This is a genomic window from Candidatus Fusobacterium pullicola (assembly GCA_018883725.1).
GTDB lineage: Bacteria > Fusobacteriota > Fusobacteriia > Fusobacteriales > Fusobacteriaceae > Fusobacterium_A > Fusobacterium_A pullicola.
The window spans coordinates 1-15616 of record JAHLFN010000010.1 but is presented as its reverse complement, the minus strand read 5'-3'; the positions used below and the strand labels follow the sequence as shown (position 1 = coordinate 15616).

Sequence of the window (15616 nt, the reverse complement as noted above, 5' to 3'; positions counted from 1 at the left end):
ACAAAAATCCTCTTTTATATATTACAATTTTATCTTTAATACCTATTTCATAAAATTTTTTATACAAAAAATCAAGAGACTATTGTAACTATCAATTACAACAATCTCTTGATTCTCCTAAATTTAATATGTTTTTTAATTAATATTTTGCAAAAGCAATTACTTCTTCTTTTGGAGCAAGTCCTACAGTTTTATTTACTACCTCTCCATCTTTGAATAGTAAAAGTGTAGGAATACTCATTACTCTGAATTGAGCTGCTAACTCTTCCTCTTCATCGATATTGATTTTTGCTACTTTTACTGTTCCAGCTAATTCAGCATCTACCTCTTCTAATATAGGTGCTAAAGCTTTACAAGGTCCACACCATGCTGCCCAGAAATCTACAACTACAGGCTCTTTAGATTGTAATACCTCTTTTTCAAAATTTTCTTTTGTTATATGTAAAATTGCCATGTTTCTTCCTCCTCTTATGGAATTGATATTCTTTCAAATTTATACTTCAATTATATACTATTTTTTCTATTTTGTCTACATTTTCTTTATCTTTTTACTCAACTTTATTTTCTCACTATTCTGTCAGCTACCATAGCTGCTCTTTTATTAGTAAGTACATCATGAACTCTTACTATATCTACACCTTTTTCTATACCTATCACAGTTGTAGCTATAGTTCCCTCCACTCTCTCTTGAGGTGGTAAGTCATTTAAAATAGTTCCTATAAATCTCTTTCTTGAAGCTCCTAAAAGGATTCTTCCTTCCTCTCTTAATTCCTCTAATCTAGAAAGAACCTCCAAGTTCTCATCTATTCCCTTTCCAAATCCTATTCCTGGATCCAGTATCACACTTTCTTTTAGAATACCATTTTTATGAGCAATTTCATAGGTTTTTTTAAAAAATTCTTTTATAGAAAATATTATATCTTTCTCATACTCTTTTTCCACTTGGTTATGCATAGCTATTACAGGCACATTATACTTTTTTACAACTTTAGCCATCTCTCCATTATCATATTGTAGCCCCCATATATCATTTAAAATATGAGCCCCAGCCTCAAAAGCTGCTTCAGCCACCCTGTATTTATATGTATCAACAGAAACAATAGCTCCCAATTCAACAACTTTTTTTATAACAGGAACAACTCTAGCTATCTCCTCATCATCACTTATCTGAGTATGTCCAGGTCTTGTTGATTCTCCACCAATATCTATGATATCTGCTCCCTCATCTATCATTTTTTGAGCATGTTTTATAGCTTCTTCCAAACCATTGTGCTCTCCACCGTCTGAAAAAGAGTCTGGAGTTACATTGAGTATTCCCATTATCAGAGTTCTCTTTCCTAACTCTAACTCTTTATCTCTACATTTTAAAATCTGTACCTCTTTCTTATCTCTTTCATATACCATAGGAATAATAACTATTCCATTTATATTTTGCTCACTATCAGTTGGAACAAAACCTAGATTTTTCATAACCTCTACAGAGCAAGGTGGAGCACTTACAGTAATCTCTTTTTCCTTGGTAATTTTTAAAACTTTTTCAAACAGTTTTCTTCCTAGTCCACGTTTTTGATAGGAGTTTTTTACAAAGAAAAAACAGATATGTTGCCCATCTTGAAGGGCAATTACTCCAATTAACTCCTTTTTATCATAAGTTCCATAGATATCAAAAGTATTTATCAAATCTCTATAATCTAAAAATTTTCTAAACTCCTCTACTCCTTTTCTATTGTAGTTAAAGGCCTCACTTTCAGAAAAAACATCCCATACTAATTTTAAAGCTTTATTTATCTCATTCTTCTCTAATTTTTTAATCTCCATTCCCTTTACCACTCTCTTTCAATTTTCTAGCTAACATCATTATAGTTTTTCTCTCTAATGGATGTACATAGTTAGGTGCTATTTCAGATAATGGTTCTAAGACAAATTCTCTTTCACATATCCAAGGATGAGGAACAGCTAAATTATCCTCTTGAATTATCTCAGCATCATAAAAAAGTATATCTATATCTATTACTCTAGGTCCCCATTTTATCTCTCTTACTCTTCCCATATCTAGCTCTATTTTTAATATAGAGCTAAGAAACTCTTGAGGTGTCAGTAGCGTTTTTACCTCTAGACATGCATTTAAAAAATTATCCTGTTCTATATATCCAAATGGCTCTGTTTCTAATATTGTACTACTCTTTACTACCTCTGTATTCTCTAGTTCTCCAACTCTTTTTATAGCTTCTAGAAGATTTTCTCTCTTATCTCCCATATTACTTCCAAGAGATAGATAAACTTTATGCCATTTTCTACTAATCTCTACAGCTACATTTTCAAAATGCATCTGTAGAGGAGCCCAAGGTTTTTTTACTGTAACCTTAACCTCCTTCACTAGCTCATATTTCTTTAATACCATCTCTGCTATATTTTCAGCACATGTCTCTATTAAATCTATACTCTTCTCTAAGAATACTCTCTCCACATCTTGAGCTACCAGTCCATAGTGAACTGATTTTGTTAAATCACCTGTTTTCCCAGCCTCTTTTGTATCTACAATAAGCTCTAAAGATACCAAAAATTTTTGCCCTAATTTTTTCTCCTCAGGAAATACTCCATGAAATCCTATAAACTCTAAATTATTTATATATATTTTATCCATTCTATCACCATTATTTTAACAAAGTTAGTATTTCAACTCTCTTAGCTGTATCTTTCTCCAAAATACCTCTATAAGCTGTAGTTACTATTTGAGTATTCTCTTTTTTAGCTCCTCTCATTGTCATACACAGATGTTTTGCCTTTATTATTACCATCACCCCTTGACAATCAAGAGCCTCATATATTGCATCTGCTAATTCACTACCTAATCTTTCCTGAATTTGAGGTCTTTTTGCAAGTATCTCTATACTTTTTATTATATCTCCAAAGCCTACTATTCTTCCATTTGGAATATATGCTACATCTATAGTTCCGAAAAAAGGTAGAAAATGGTGTTCACACATAGAATAAAAGTCTATTCCCTTTTCTATTATCAGGTCGTCTCTATCCACTGTAAAGTGACGAAGCAATGGTTCTTTTGGGTCCTTTCCTATCCCTGAAAAAAGCTCCTGATAACTTTGAGCTACTCTTTTAGGTGTATCTATTAATCCCTCTCTATCTCTATCCTCTCCAATACCTTCTAATATCTTTTCAAAAGCTTCTTCTATCTTTTTTAACTCCATTTTCTTTTCCTCTTTCTATATATTTACTATAAATCTAATTTTAAATCTCCATCTTTTATCCAACCATATTTTCTCATAATTTTTGCTACTATTAATGTAATTATAGCTGGTAGTAAAAAATGTAGTAAAAATATTCCCAAATAAAGTTTTATTCCATTAACACCTATGCTATTCATAGCTGTGATTGTTCCAAATTGTCCTACAAATCCACTTGTCCCCATTCCTGAAGCTATTGGGATATTTTGAAATTTGAAAACCATTGTTGAAACAGGACCTAAAATAGCTCCAGCAACTGTTGGTGGTATCCATATCTTCCAATTCTTAACTATATTTCCTATTTGAAGCATAGATGTTCCAACACCTTGAGCTACTAATCCTCCCCAACCATTCTCTTTAAAACTCATTACAGCAAAACCTACCATCTGAGCTGAACACCCTACTGTTGCAGCTCCTCCTGCAAGTCCACCTAGCCCTATCATCATACATAGAGCCGCACTACTAATTGGAAGAGTTAGTGCTATTCCTACTATAGTTGAAACAAGAATACCCATAGCAAAAGGTTGTAATTCTGTAGCATAAACTACCATAGCTCCAAAAGTTTGCATAACTTTAGCAACAAATGGTCCTACTAAATAAACTACTATAGACCCTGTTATTATAGTTGTAGCTGGAGCTACTATTATATCTACCTTTGTTTCCTTAGATACTATTTTTCCAAACTCTGCTCCCACTACTGCTCCTATAAAAGAACCTACAGGTCCTCCATACATAGCTCCTATCGCTCCTGTTATAGTTGAAGAAAAAAGTACTAGGTGAGGTGCCTTAAGTCCATAGGCTACAGCTAATCCTATTCCTGGTCCTGTCATATCCCTAGCTACCTTCCATACCACATCAGTTAGAAAAGCTATTCCCAATTTTTCTCCAATAGTGTTAAGTATCGTTCCTATCAGTAACGTAGAAAAAAGTCCCAATGCCATATAACTAGATGCATCTACTAAGTATCTTTTTACAGATAATTCCACACCTTTTCTTTTTAAAAACTCTCCCATTTATCTCTCCTCATTTTACACATACAAAATATTTATATAATATTAAATATCAGAAATAATAAATAAAGCAAGTCAGCAAAGACAACCGCTAAAAAACACAACTTTTTTAAGCGAAAGCATCTTTTGTGTTTTTAGTGAGCTAAGCCAGACTTGCTCTTTATTCTTAAATAAAAATATCCATTAAGTTATTAAAGTTTTACCCTTTATTATAATAATTCAACTATTATCTTTCTTCTATTTGATTTAAATCTGCCATCTTAGTAAAGATATCAGTTAAAAATCTCATTTGAGATAATCTATTATTTTTAATAGCCTCATCTTTATCCATTACTATTACTTTATCAAAATAGTTGTTGATTATATCTTTTCCAGCTGTTATCTCTTGTAGATATTTAGCATAATCTCTTTGCTCAATAGCTACATTTACTTTACTATTTAATTCAGTAGAGAATTGATATAACTCTTTTTCAATCTCTTCTTTGAATAACTCTGGATTAACTTTTGTATCTGTATGATCTTTAGAGATATTTCCAACTCTTTTTAATACTGGTAATAGTTTTCCAAACTCTTCCTCTTTTGCAAAAGCTTCTAATGTTTTTACTCTTTCTAATGCTTCTACTAAGTTGTCACAATCTTTATCTAATACAGCTCCAATAACATCTCTACTATATCCCATATCTCCAAAAATATTTATAGCTCTTTGTTTAAAGAACTCTAATACCTCTGCTTCTACAGTAGCTCTATCTCTTTTTAATACTCCATCAGCTACTAATGTATCCAGTGATTTATTAACTAGAGCTTTTAATGATATATTTAATTTAGAATTAACTATTATATTTGCTATTCCTAATGCTGCTCTTCTTAAAGCGAATGGATCTTTTGAACCACTAGGGATAACTCCTACTCCAAAGCATCCTACTAATGTATCTACTCTATCAGCAATACCAGCAATTATACCTTCCATCTCTGTTGGTAGTAAATCTCCTTGGAATCTTGGATAGTAGTGTTCTTTTATTCCTAGAGAAACTCTCTCATTTTCTCCAGATTTTAGAGCGTAGTCTGCTCCCATGAACCCTTGAAGTTTTGTAAACTCCTTCTCCCCTATCATATTTGATACTAAGTCAGCTTTAGCTAAATATACAGTTCTTAAAATATCATCTCTTCTATCTGTACATCCTAATACATCTATTAAATAACTAGCTAACTCTTTACTTCTCTCTATTTTTTGGTAGATAGTTCCTAAATCTTTTTGGAATACAACAGTTTTTAACTTTTCTACATTATCAACTAGTGGATGTTTTAAATCCTCTTGATAGAAGAATCTAGCATCTGCTAGTCTAGCTGATAGAACTTTTTCATTTCCTTTTCTTACGAAATCTGATGTTTCTACTCCATTTCTTACAACTACAAACTTAGGTAATAGTTTTCCATTTGTATCTAGAATAGGGAAATATCTTTGGTGAACTTGCATAGAGATTATTAATACATCTTGTGGTACTTCTAAGAAGTCAGCATTGAAGCTTCCAACTATTGGGCATGGATACTCTATTAGGTTAGTTACCTCATCTAGTAACTCATCTTCTATGTGCACTTGCTCTCCTGCTTCTGCACATTTAGCTACTAACTCTTTTACTAACTCTCTTCTCTCAGCTATATCTACTATTACATTATTTTCTCTTAATTTTGTAAAGTAATCTTGTGCATTTGATGCCTCAAACTCTTTTCCAAAGAATCTGTGACCTCTTGATCTATTTCCACTTACTATTCCCTCTATTTCAAATGGTACTACCTTTGAATCACATAGAGCTAAGAACCATTGTACTGGTCTTGCAAATCTTAATTTTTTATCTGCCCATCTCATAGATTTAGGGAAGTTTAACTCTAATACTAATGATTTTAATATCTCTGGTAAAAGCTCCTTTGTAGCTCTTCCTTTCATAAACTTTCTAGCTGCTATATATTCTCCCTTTGGAGTTGATATAATCTCTAATTGTTCTGGCTCTATTCCTTGAGATTTTGCAAATCCAAGACCTGCTCTTGAAATCTCTCCGTTTACATAGGCAACACTCTTAGCTGGTCCCATATTTACTAGGTCTAAATCCTCTTGATTTTCAGCTAAGTTTTGTACATCAAGTACAAGTCTTCTTGGTGTTCCATAAGTTTTTATCTCATCAAATTTTATTCTTTCATTGTTTAATTTTGTTTCTAAATTAGATTTTAAATCACTTAGTGCCTGATTAAGAAATCTTGCTGGCAACTCTTCCATTCCTATTTCAAATAGTAATCTCAATGTTCTTCCTCCTCTATTATTATCCAATAAGAAAACCTAAAATTATTTTTAACTCCAAGAAGTTGATTAACTTCTCTTTATAAATACTACAGTTCTTTAAGTTTTCCTCTCATCCTTTAAATTACTTCTTTAGTAGTGGATATCCTAAATCTTTTCTGTTTTGAACGTAAACTTCAGCACATCTTCTTGCTAAGTTTCTTACTCTTAATATGTATGCCATTCTCTCAGTTGTAGATATAGCACCTCTTGAGTCTAATACATTGAATACATGAGAACATTTTAAAACGTAGTCATAAGCTGGTAATACTAAACCTTCATCTAGTATTCTGCTAGCTTCCTTCTCAAATTCATCAAACCATTTGAAATGTTTATCTAAATCAGCTAATTCAAAAGAGTATTTTGAGTTTTCATATTCAAATTGGAATCTCATATCTCCATATTTTACTCCTGGAGCCCACTCTAAATCATAGATATTTTCTTTATTTTGAATATATAGAGCTATTCTTTCAAGTCCATAAGTTATCTCAACAGGAATAGGATCTAATTCAAGTCCTCCTACTTGTTGGAAATACGTGAATTGAGTTACCTCCATTCCATCTAACCATACTTCCCAACCAAGTCCCCAAGCTCCTAATGTTGGTGATTCCCAGTCATCTTCTACAAAACGAATATCATGCTTTTCTGGCTCTATTCCTAATACTCTTAAACTTTCTAAGTATAGTTCTTGAATATTTAATGGAGATGGTTTCATTATAACTTGGAATTGGTGATGTTGATAAACTCTATTTGGATTCTCTCCATATCTTCCATCTTTTGGTCTTCTTGATGGCTCAACATATGCCACACTCCATGGCTCTGGTCCCAATGACATAAGGAATGTATTTGGGTTAAATGTTCCAGCTCCCTTCTCAATATCATAAGGGTTTCCTAGTACACACCCTTTTGAACTCCAGTATTTTTGAAGAGCAAAAATTATCTCTTGAAATGTCATTATTTATCCTCCTCGGTTTCTCTCTTCTTTCTAAGAATTAATTGATCTAATAGTACAAATACTACTCCCATATTTATCCAGACATCTGCTAGATTAAATACATAACTCCAGATACCTCTAAAGTCTACCATATCTACTACATATCCTCTAAAAGCTCTGTCTATCATATTTCCAATAGCTCCTGCTAAGATATAGATAAATCCCATCTTCTCTACTACAGATAGTTTATTTCTCTCTCTATACAGGTAATAAGCAATAGCTACAATTGCTATAATTGTAGCTATACTTATTATATCTAGTTTTCCTTGAAACATTCCAAAGGCAATACCCCTATTTTTTACATAAGTAATGTGAAAAAAATTACTTATTAAAGGTATTGTCTCTCCCTCCAACATATGACTATCTATGAGGTATTTTGAAAGTTGGTCAGCACCAACAAGTATCAAGATTAAAACTATATATATCATAATATCTCCTAATTATTTTTTAATACAGAAGCACATCTTGGGCAAAGTGTAGGGTGTTCAGCATCTTGTCCAACCTCAGTTGAATATTTCCAACATCTTTCACACTTTTCTCCCTCTGCATGTACAACTTTTATGTAAAGCTCTTTTAACTCTTCACCCTCTACAAATGTCTCATCACAATTATCTACAATTTCAACATTTGAAACAATTAGAGCTAACTCTAATCTATCTCTATTTTCTACTAAGAATTTTTGCATCTCAGCATTTTTAGAGCATAACATAACCTTAGCATCAAGAGAGTTTCCAATTATTCTATTCTCTCCTTGTCTTGCTTTTTCTAATGATTTATTAGCTTCTTTTCTGATTTTTACTATATCTGCCCATTTAGCTTCTACTTCTGAGTTTAAGTACTCATCATTTTCTTCATACCAAGAAGTTAATAGTACTGATTCCTCATCTTTTAAAGCTTCTGGAAGTGTATCCCAAATCTCCTCAGCTGTGAATGAAAGGATTGGAGCTATCATCTTAGTTAAAGTTAATAGTATCTCTGTCATTACAGTTTGAGCTGATCTTCTATCTAATGAATCTGTTCCTTCTGTATATAATCTATCTTTTATAATATCTAGATAGAAAGCAGACATATCTACACCAGCAAAATAGTGAATATCTTGGAATAGGTTATAGAACTCATATTTTTCATAGTTTTCTGTAACTTTTCTCTTTAATATCTCTAATTTATTTAATGCCCATTTATCGATTTCCATTAAATCTTTATAAGCGACTTTATCAGTTGCTGGATTGAAATCATTGCTGTTTCCTAAAATATATCTAGCTGTATTTCTTACTCTTCTGTAAGCTTCTGCCATTTGTTTTAAGATATTATCAGAGATTTTTACATCCTCTCTGTAGTCTACTGAAGCACACCAAAGTCTTAAAATATCTGCTCCATATACTTTTATAACATCAGCTGGAACCACTACGTTTCCTACTGACTTAGACATTTTCTTACCTTCTCCATCATTTACAAATCCGTGAGTTAAGATTTTTTTGTATGGAGCATCATGTGTAGAACCTATTGAAGTAAGAAGTGATGTTTGGAACCATCCTCTATGTTGGTCAGATCCCTCTAAGTACATATCAGCTGGTCTATGTAGTAACTCTCCTCTAGTTTCTAAAACTGATCTATGAGATACTCCCGAGTCAAACCAAACGTCCATAATATTTGTTTCTTTTCTTAGAGTTACTCCTTTTAAGTTATATTTCTCTAATAACTCTTCTCCTATTAACTCTTCAGCTGTATAAGTTAGCCATGCAGCTGTTCCCTCTTTTTTAACTATCTCTATTACTCTTGCTAAAATCTCTTTATTATAGATCTCTTTTCCAGTTTCTTCGTTATAAAATACAGGAATTGGTACTCCCCATACTCTTTGTCTAGAGATACACCAGTCAGGTCTTGTTTCTAGCATAGAACCTATTCTATTTCTTCCCCATGCTGGTACAAACTCTACATTATCAAGAGCTCTTAATGCTTTCTCTCTTAAGTCTGAACCTTCAGCTTTTACGAACCATTGCTCTGTAGCTCTGAATATTACTGGAGTTTTTGATCTCCAATCGTGTGGATATGAGTGTTCTATATTTTTTAGTTTTAATAGGTGCCCTGTCTCTGTTAAGAAAGCAACTATCTCTTTATTTGCTTTTAAGTAGAATAGTCCGGCAAATTGTCCTGCTTCCTCTGTTAATACCCCTTTATTATTGATAGGAGAAACTACCTCTATTCCATATCTTGTTCCAACAACATAGTCGTCTTGCCCATGTCCTGGAGCTGTGTGTACACATCCTGTTCCTGCGTCAGCAGTTACATGTGTTCCTAGAATTATCATACCAGTTCTATCTAAGAATGGGTGCTTATAAGTTGCTCTCTCTAACTCACTTCCTACAAACTCTTTTACTAGTTCATATTCAGCTATTTCCATCTCAGCAAAAGCTTTTTCAGCTAACTCTTTAGCTAGGATTAAATTTCCTTTTTCAGTTCTATATACTCCATACTCAAAGTTAGGATTTAATGATATAGCCATATTTGCTGGTAATGTCCATGGAGTAGTTGTCCAAATTACTACCCAAGCTTGCTCTGTAAATCCAAGTCTCTCTAATAAATCAGCATTAGCTTCCATTTTTACATAGATAGATGGAGATGTTACATTTTTATACTCTATCTCTGCTTCTGCTAGAGCTGTTTCTGTAACTGGTGACCAGTAAATTGGTTTTAGTCCTTTGAAAATATATCCATTTTCATATAACTCTCCAAATACCTCTAATTGTTTTGCCTCATACTCAGGTTTTAAAGTTAGATAAGGATTTTCCCAATCTCCTAAAACTCCTAATCTCTTAAATCCTTCTCTTTGGATATCTACCCATTTTAGAGCATACTCTGTACAAAGTTTTCTTATCTCTAATGGAGACATATCCTTTGCCTTCTCTCCTAGTTGCTCTGTTACTTTTAACTCTATTGGTAGACCGTGTGTATCCCATCCAGGAACATATGGTGCATTATATCCTCTAAGTCTTTTATATTTTAAAATTATATCTTTTAAAATTTTATTTAAAGCATGTCCTATATGGATATCTCCATTTGCATAAGGTGGTCCATCATGTAATATAAATGACTTTGTTCCCTTTGTTAATCCTTTCTCATAAATCTTATCTTCTTCCCATTTTTGAATGATTTTAGGTTCCTTATTTGGAAGATTTGCTTTCATTTGAAAACTTGTCTTCGGAAGGTTTAGTGTAGCTCCGTAATCCTTTTCACTCATTATAAAATCTCCTCCTTATATATATTTAAAGTTATTTTTACCTCTGTTCCCTCACCTAATTGAGATGAGTATTTAATCACCCCATGATGATCCTTTATTATTCTTGATACTATTGAAAGTCCTAGTCCTGGAGCATTCTCATTATATCCTACAAAAGGTTCAAATATATTTTCCAACTGCTCCTGTGTCATTCCAATTCCATTATCAATTATATTTACTCTTATTTTATCGACATTTTTTTCCTTTGTCACTATTACATTTATTTTTTTATTATCATCATTCTTTTTTTCAAAAGATTCCTTAGCATTCTTTATTATCTCATAAAAAGCTCTTTTAAGCCTAGCTCTATTTCCTAAAACTTTGCCATTATAGTTTATAAAAACTGAGATATTAATCCCTAATTTTTCCAATTTTGGCTCAACTTCTGATATTATTTCTGCTAAAATTGTCTCTATCTCTATAATTTCAAGAGGATTATTTTTCTTAATATCTACATACTCATTTAAAATCTCTCTCTCTCTTCTAAGCTTATTTATCTCCTCTTTTATCTCTTGAATCTGAATTTTAAATAGAGTATTATTTGAATCATAGGCATGCATCTTTTCTGTAAACTCAAGCATTTTTTCAAAGGAAGTTTCACGACTTTTAAAAAATCTATCTACTAACTTTCCTATTGTTGCAGTTCTCTCTAAATCTATCTTCTCCTCTTCTAGATTTCTATTCTTTATCCTAATTGAAATATTTAGGAAAAGAAGTGTGAGTAACTCAACCTCTTCCTGTGTTACCAAATTATTTTTTCCAAAATAATCAACTACTATACACCCATAATTTCTCTTCTCTGTATATATTGGCATTATTAAGAAATTATTTATTCCCAAACTTTTAAATAGCTCGTTTCCCAATTCATGTTTATATCCTTTATCATTTTGAAAGATAATTCTCTTTTCAAGTAATGATTTGGCTATGAGATTACTATTTTTAAATGGTATCTTAATGAGTTTTATAAGTTTATTTAGCTCCTCTATCTGAAACTTAAAACCTCTACCATTCTCTATCACATTTGATATATCTCTTTTTATCTTATTATTTATAACAGCAAACTCTCCAACCATAGTATCAATTTCTCTACTATATCTAAAATACATTGCTCTACTAAACCCTAATCCCATCTCTGAGGTTAGTGCCGACATAATCTCTTTCACTGTTATATTCATATCATTCTCTATCTGAATATTCATTAGAATTTTTTCTACTGCATCTATTCTCTTTAAGGTACTCACTAATTTTCTATTTTTACTCTTAGCTTGCTCCTCATTGGCTCTGATATCCTCTGCCATTTTATTAAAGGTTCTAGAGAGAGTTCTCATCTCATCTACACCCTCTGGCTTTACAAAAATTCTATAATTTCCCTTACTTACCTCTTCCGCCGCTTCCATTATTCTCCCTAATGGTTCTAAAAGTTTACTAAACATTCTAGAGGATATAGTTGTACTTATTGCAATAAAAACTAATACAATTACTATTACCGAAAGAGAGATAACTAATTTTAATCTCTCTATATTCTCATAGTATATTGCTACTCCAAAACTTCCAATATACCTATTTTGGTAATCATATATATCTGATAGAGCTATATAATAAGCTTCATTATCAATATTTTTTCTTCTGTAGATATAATTATAACCTTTATTAGCCATTCTATTGACATCTCTTTTGCTCAAAAATTGAGTGTTTTTTTCTAAACTAAAATTACCCATCTTGTATTTTTCATCCACTATTAAGAAAATTTTATCATCTTCTCCTAAGCTTGATAGACTTGCTAAATTTTTAATAGTTTTTTCAGTAATTGGAAAGGTTAAAACTAAGTATAACTTTCTATTACTCTCATCATTATATCTCACAATTATTTTATTATAAATTCTATCATCTATTTTTGAGAAGTAGCTTGTTTTTATATCATTATCTGCATTAGATACATTAGCCTTAAAAGTCTCTCTATCTATTTTATTTGGAATTCCCTTTCTCTTGGTTTCACCTAAAATAAAACCATTTTCATCTACTATTGATAAGATAGAGTCAGAGTAAAGCTCATAATTCCTTCTAGTCAGTTGATTTCTTATTATAGCTACTTTTTCATTATAGCTAGCTATATTTTTTAAACTTCTATTACTTAATGTAGAGATATTTCTTAAAGTTTGATTTAAATCATCCTTCGCTCTTAAAATCTCTCCATTATATGCTCTATTCATTAAAACAATTTTATCTCTTGCCGAGTCTATAACTCTAGATTCTAGGTTTTGAAAAGCTATGAATGTCAAAAAAAGAGCTATTGTAGTAGAAGCCACTATTATAGCAATATCGTTATAAAATATCATTCTGACTAAAAGAGAATTTTTATTTACTCTCATTCTGACTATTTCTCCTTTTTAGTTAATCCTACTCTCTCTCTTTCTTTATCTATATCCTTAATTCTAACTTTAACAATTTGTCCTACAGATAATACCTTACTTGGATCATCTATAAATTTATCTGATATTTCAGAAATATGTAAAAGAGCATCATTTTTTAATCCTATATCTATAAAAGCTCCAAATTTTACAACATTTCTAACTGTTCCTTCTATCTCCATTCCTGGTTGTAAATTCTCTATATTTAAAATATCTGATTTTAGAAGAGGTTTTTCAAAGTTGTCTCTCGGATCTCTTCTATCCCTTATTAAAGCCTCATAAATATCCTTTACTGTCTCTTCTCCATAACCATTTTCCTTAGCAAAATTACTATAATTAAAATCCTTTAATCTCTCTCTAGCAGCATTTAAGTCCTTTCCATACTCTTCAACACTTAATCCAGCCTTTTGAAGTAACTCTTTTGCTATATGATATGATTCTGGGTGAATAATTGTATTATCTAATACATTTTCTCCATCTACAATTACTAGGAATCCAGCCATCTGTTCATAAGCCTTTGCTCCTATTCCTTTCACCTTTAAAAGCTCTTTTCTATTTTTAAAGTTTCCATTCTCTTTTCTATAATCAACTATATTTTTAGCTATATTTTTCTTTATACCAGAGATATGTGAAAGTAGTGCCCAAGAGGCAGTATTTAGATTAGCTCCAACACTATTTACAACATATGTAATAACAGCATCTAAAGACTCATCTAATTTACCTTGATTTACATCATGTTGATACATTCCTACACCTATTGATTTAGGATCTATCTTCACTAATTCAGCTAGTGGATCTTGTACTCTTCTTCCTATTGATATAGCTCCTCTAACTGTTACATCAAGATCTGGAAACTCTTCAGCTGCTATTTTTGAAGCAGAGTAAATTGAAGCTCCCGCTTCATTTGCAATAAGATACTTTGTATTTAGATTGTTTTTTCTTATAACTCCTGCCACAAAACTCTCCGTTTCTCTTGAGGCTGTTCCATTTCCTATTACAATTATATCTATATTATATTTTTTCACATAATCTATAATCTTCTTTTCAGCTGTCTCTAACTGTTTTGGAGTATGCATATCAGCAACCAAGAAAAATACATCATTTTCTCTATAAAAACCATTTTTATCTATAACAGCAACTTTACAACCAGTTCTATATCCTGGGTCTAAAGCTAAAATATTTTTCTCTTTTAATGGAGCTTGCATCAATAGATTTTTTAAGTTTTCCTTAAATACTCTAATAGCTTCCTCTTCTGCCTTATCTGTCAGAATATTTCTTACCTCTCTTTCAATAGACGGAAGAATTAATCTATCTAAAGCATCAACTACTATCTTTTTATAAGTTTCTTGTAAGTTTTTATTTTTAAAATCCTTTAAAATAATCCCTTCAACTCTTGCTCTTACATCATCTTCAAATCCGATAGATACAGATAGTATCTCCTCATTCTCTCCTCTATTTACAGCTAAGATTCTATGAGATGGCATCTTTGAAATTGGCTCACTATATTGATAATAATCTGAATAAACCTTCTTTGCATCTAGCTCTCTTGCTTTTTTAGTCTCCTTTGTTGTAATAACTCCCTTAGTCAACATTATCTCTCTGATTTTTTCTCTATATATCGGAGTTTCAGAGATATTTTGAGCTAGTATAAGCATAGCTCCTTCCACTGCTTCCTCTGAAGTTGTTACTTCTTCATTAAAAAACTCCTCAGCTTTTTTAATTATAGCTTCCTCTGAAGTTGCCTCTAATATATAGTTAGCTAAAGGCTCCAATCCTCTTTCTTTTGCTATGTCAGCCTTCGTTTTTCTCTTTTTTCTATATGGGAAATATATATCTTCTACCTCTTGAAGTTTTGTAGCTAGAGCAACCGCTTTGACTATTTCATCAGTCAGTTTCCCTTGCTCTTCAATAAGTCTTATTACTTCCTCTTTTCTCTTTTCTAAGTTTCTTTGATATGTAACTGTTTCTAATATCTTTCCTATCTCTATCTCATCTAGATTATTAGTAACTTCCTTTCTATATCTTGCTATAAAAGGCACTGTAGCCCCTTCATCTAAAAGTTGCATAGTATTTGTTACTTGAACTAGAGATAATCCCAATTCTTTAGCTACTTGTTCAAATATCTTTTCCATATTTCACCTTTATTTTTCTTTTAATATTTTCTGAACTTCTTTATATTATACCAAAACTTTACTAGCTTGTCTAACAAAAAAGAGTTTTATATTGGGTGTATAATTTTTGGTGTTGGTACCTATAGACATTTAGGTATTAACACCTTTTTTACTTTTTTCCCAAAAAAAATAGTGAGACAAGTAAATTTTCCTGCTAAAATTAAAGTTACCACACACTAATCTAA

General features: G+C 31.6%; 11 protein-coding genes. All 11 read right to left on the bottom strand.

The annotated features are described in order from the left end of the window. Positions 1 to 139: 139 nt before the first annotated feature. Positions 140 to 454, bottom strand: a complete 315-nt coding sequence (gene trxA / locus IAA47_00525) for a thioredoxin (GenBank protein MBU3841480.1) — start codon at positions 452 to 454, stop codon at positions 140 to 142. 104 nt (positions 455 to 558) lie between these two features. After that, the gene (folP, locus tag IAA47_00520) at positions 559 to 1818 is read right to left on the bottom strand and encodes a dihydropteroate synthase (protein ID MBU3841479.1); all 1260 of its coding nucleotides are present in this window, start codon (positions 1816 to 1818) and stop codon (positions 559 to 561) included. Further along, complete coding sequence (gene folK, locus IAA47_00515) at positions 1808 to 2644, bottom strand: 2-amino-4-hydroxy-6-hydroxymethyldihydropteridine diphosphokinase (GenBank protein ID MBU3841478.1); 837 nt, start codon at positions 2642 to 2644, stop codon at positions 1808 to 1810. Before folK ends, folP begins: the two co-directional genes overlap by 11 nt. A 10-nt stretch (positions 2645 to 2654) precedes the next feature. Beyond that, positions 2655 to 3206 carry a GTP cyclohydrolase I FolE gene (folE, locus tag IAA47_00510; GenBank protein MBU3841477.1) on the bottom strand — a complete coding sequence of 184 codons (552 nt, stop codon included), beginning with the start codon at positions 3204 to 3206 and terminating at the stop codon, positions 2655 to 2657. Positions 3207 to 3232: 26 nt separating this feature from the next. After that, entirely contained in the window at positions 3233 to 4255 is a 1023-nt protein-coding gene (locus IAA47_00505; GenBank protein ID MBU3841476.1) for a PTS sugar transporter subunit IIC, read from the bottom strand. Between the two features lie 223 nt (positions 4256 to 4478). Continuing rightward, positions 4479 to 6545 (bottom strand): glycine--tRNA ligase subunit beta, encoded by a 2067-nt coding sequence (gene glyS / locus IAA47_00500; GenBank protein ID MBU3841475.1) that lies wholly within the window; start codon positions 6543 to 6545, stop codon positions 4479 to 4481. Positions 6546 to 6666: 121 nt separating this feature from the next. Beyond that, a complete protein-coding gene (gene glyQ / locus IAA47_00495; protein ID MBU3841474.1) occupies positions 6667 to 7539 on the bottom strand; it encodes a glycine--tRNA ligase subunit alpha in 873 nt (290 codons plus the stop codon). Continuing rightward, positions 7536 to 8003 (bottom strand): signal peptidase II, encoded by a 468-nt coding sequence (gene lspA, locus IAA47_00490; GenBank protein MBU3841473.1) that lies wholly within the window; start codon positions 8001 to 8003, stop codon positions 7536 to 7538. Before lspA ends, glyQ begins: the two co-directional genes overlap by 4 nt. A gap of 8 nt (positions 8004 to 8011) precedes the next feature. Next, the gene (ileS, locus tag IAA47_00485) at positions 8012 to 10813 is read right to left on the bottom strand and encodes an isoleucine--tRNA ligase (protein ID MBU3841472.1); all 2802 of its coding nucleotides are present in this window, start codon (positions 10811 to 10813) and stop codon (positions 8012 to 8014) included. After that, positions 10813 to 13221 carry a HAMP domain-containing protein gene (locus IAA47_00480; protein MBU3841471.1) on the bottom strand — a complete coding sequence of 803 codons (2409 nt, stop codon included), beginning with the start codon at positions 13219 to 13221 and terminating at the stop codon, positions 10813 to 10815. The genes ileS and IAA47_00480 overlap by 1 nt, the downstream gene beginning before the upstream one ends. 5 nt (positions 13222 to 13226) lie before the next feature. Next, the gene (locus tag IAA47_00475; GenBank protein MBU3841470.1) at positions 13227 to 15392 is read right to left on the bottom strand and encodes an RNA-binding transcriptional accessory protein; all 2166 of its coding nucleotides are present in this window, start codon (positions 15390 to 15392) and stop codon (positions 13227 to 13229) included. Positions 15393 to 15616 lie beyond the last annotated feature (224 nt).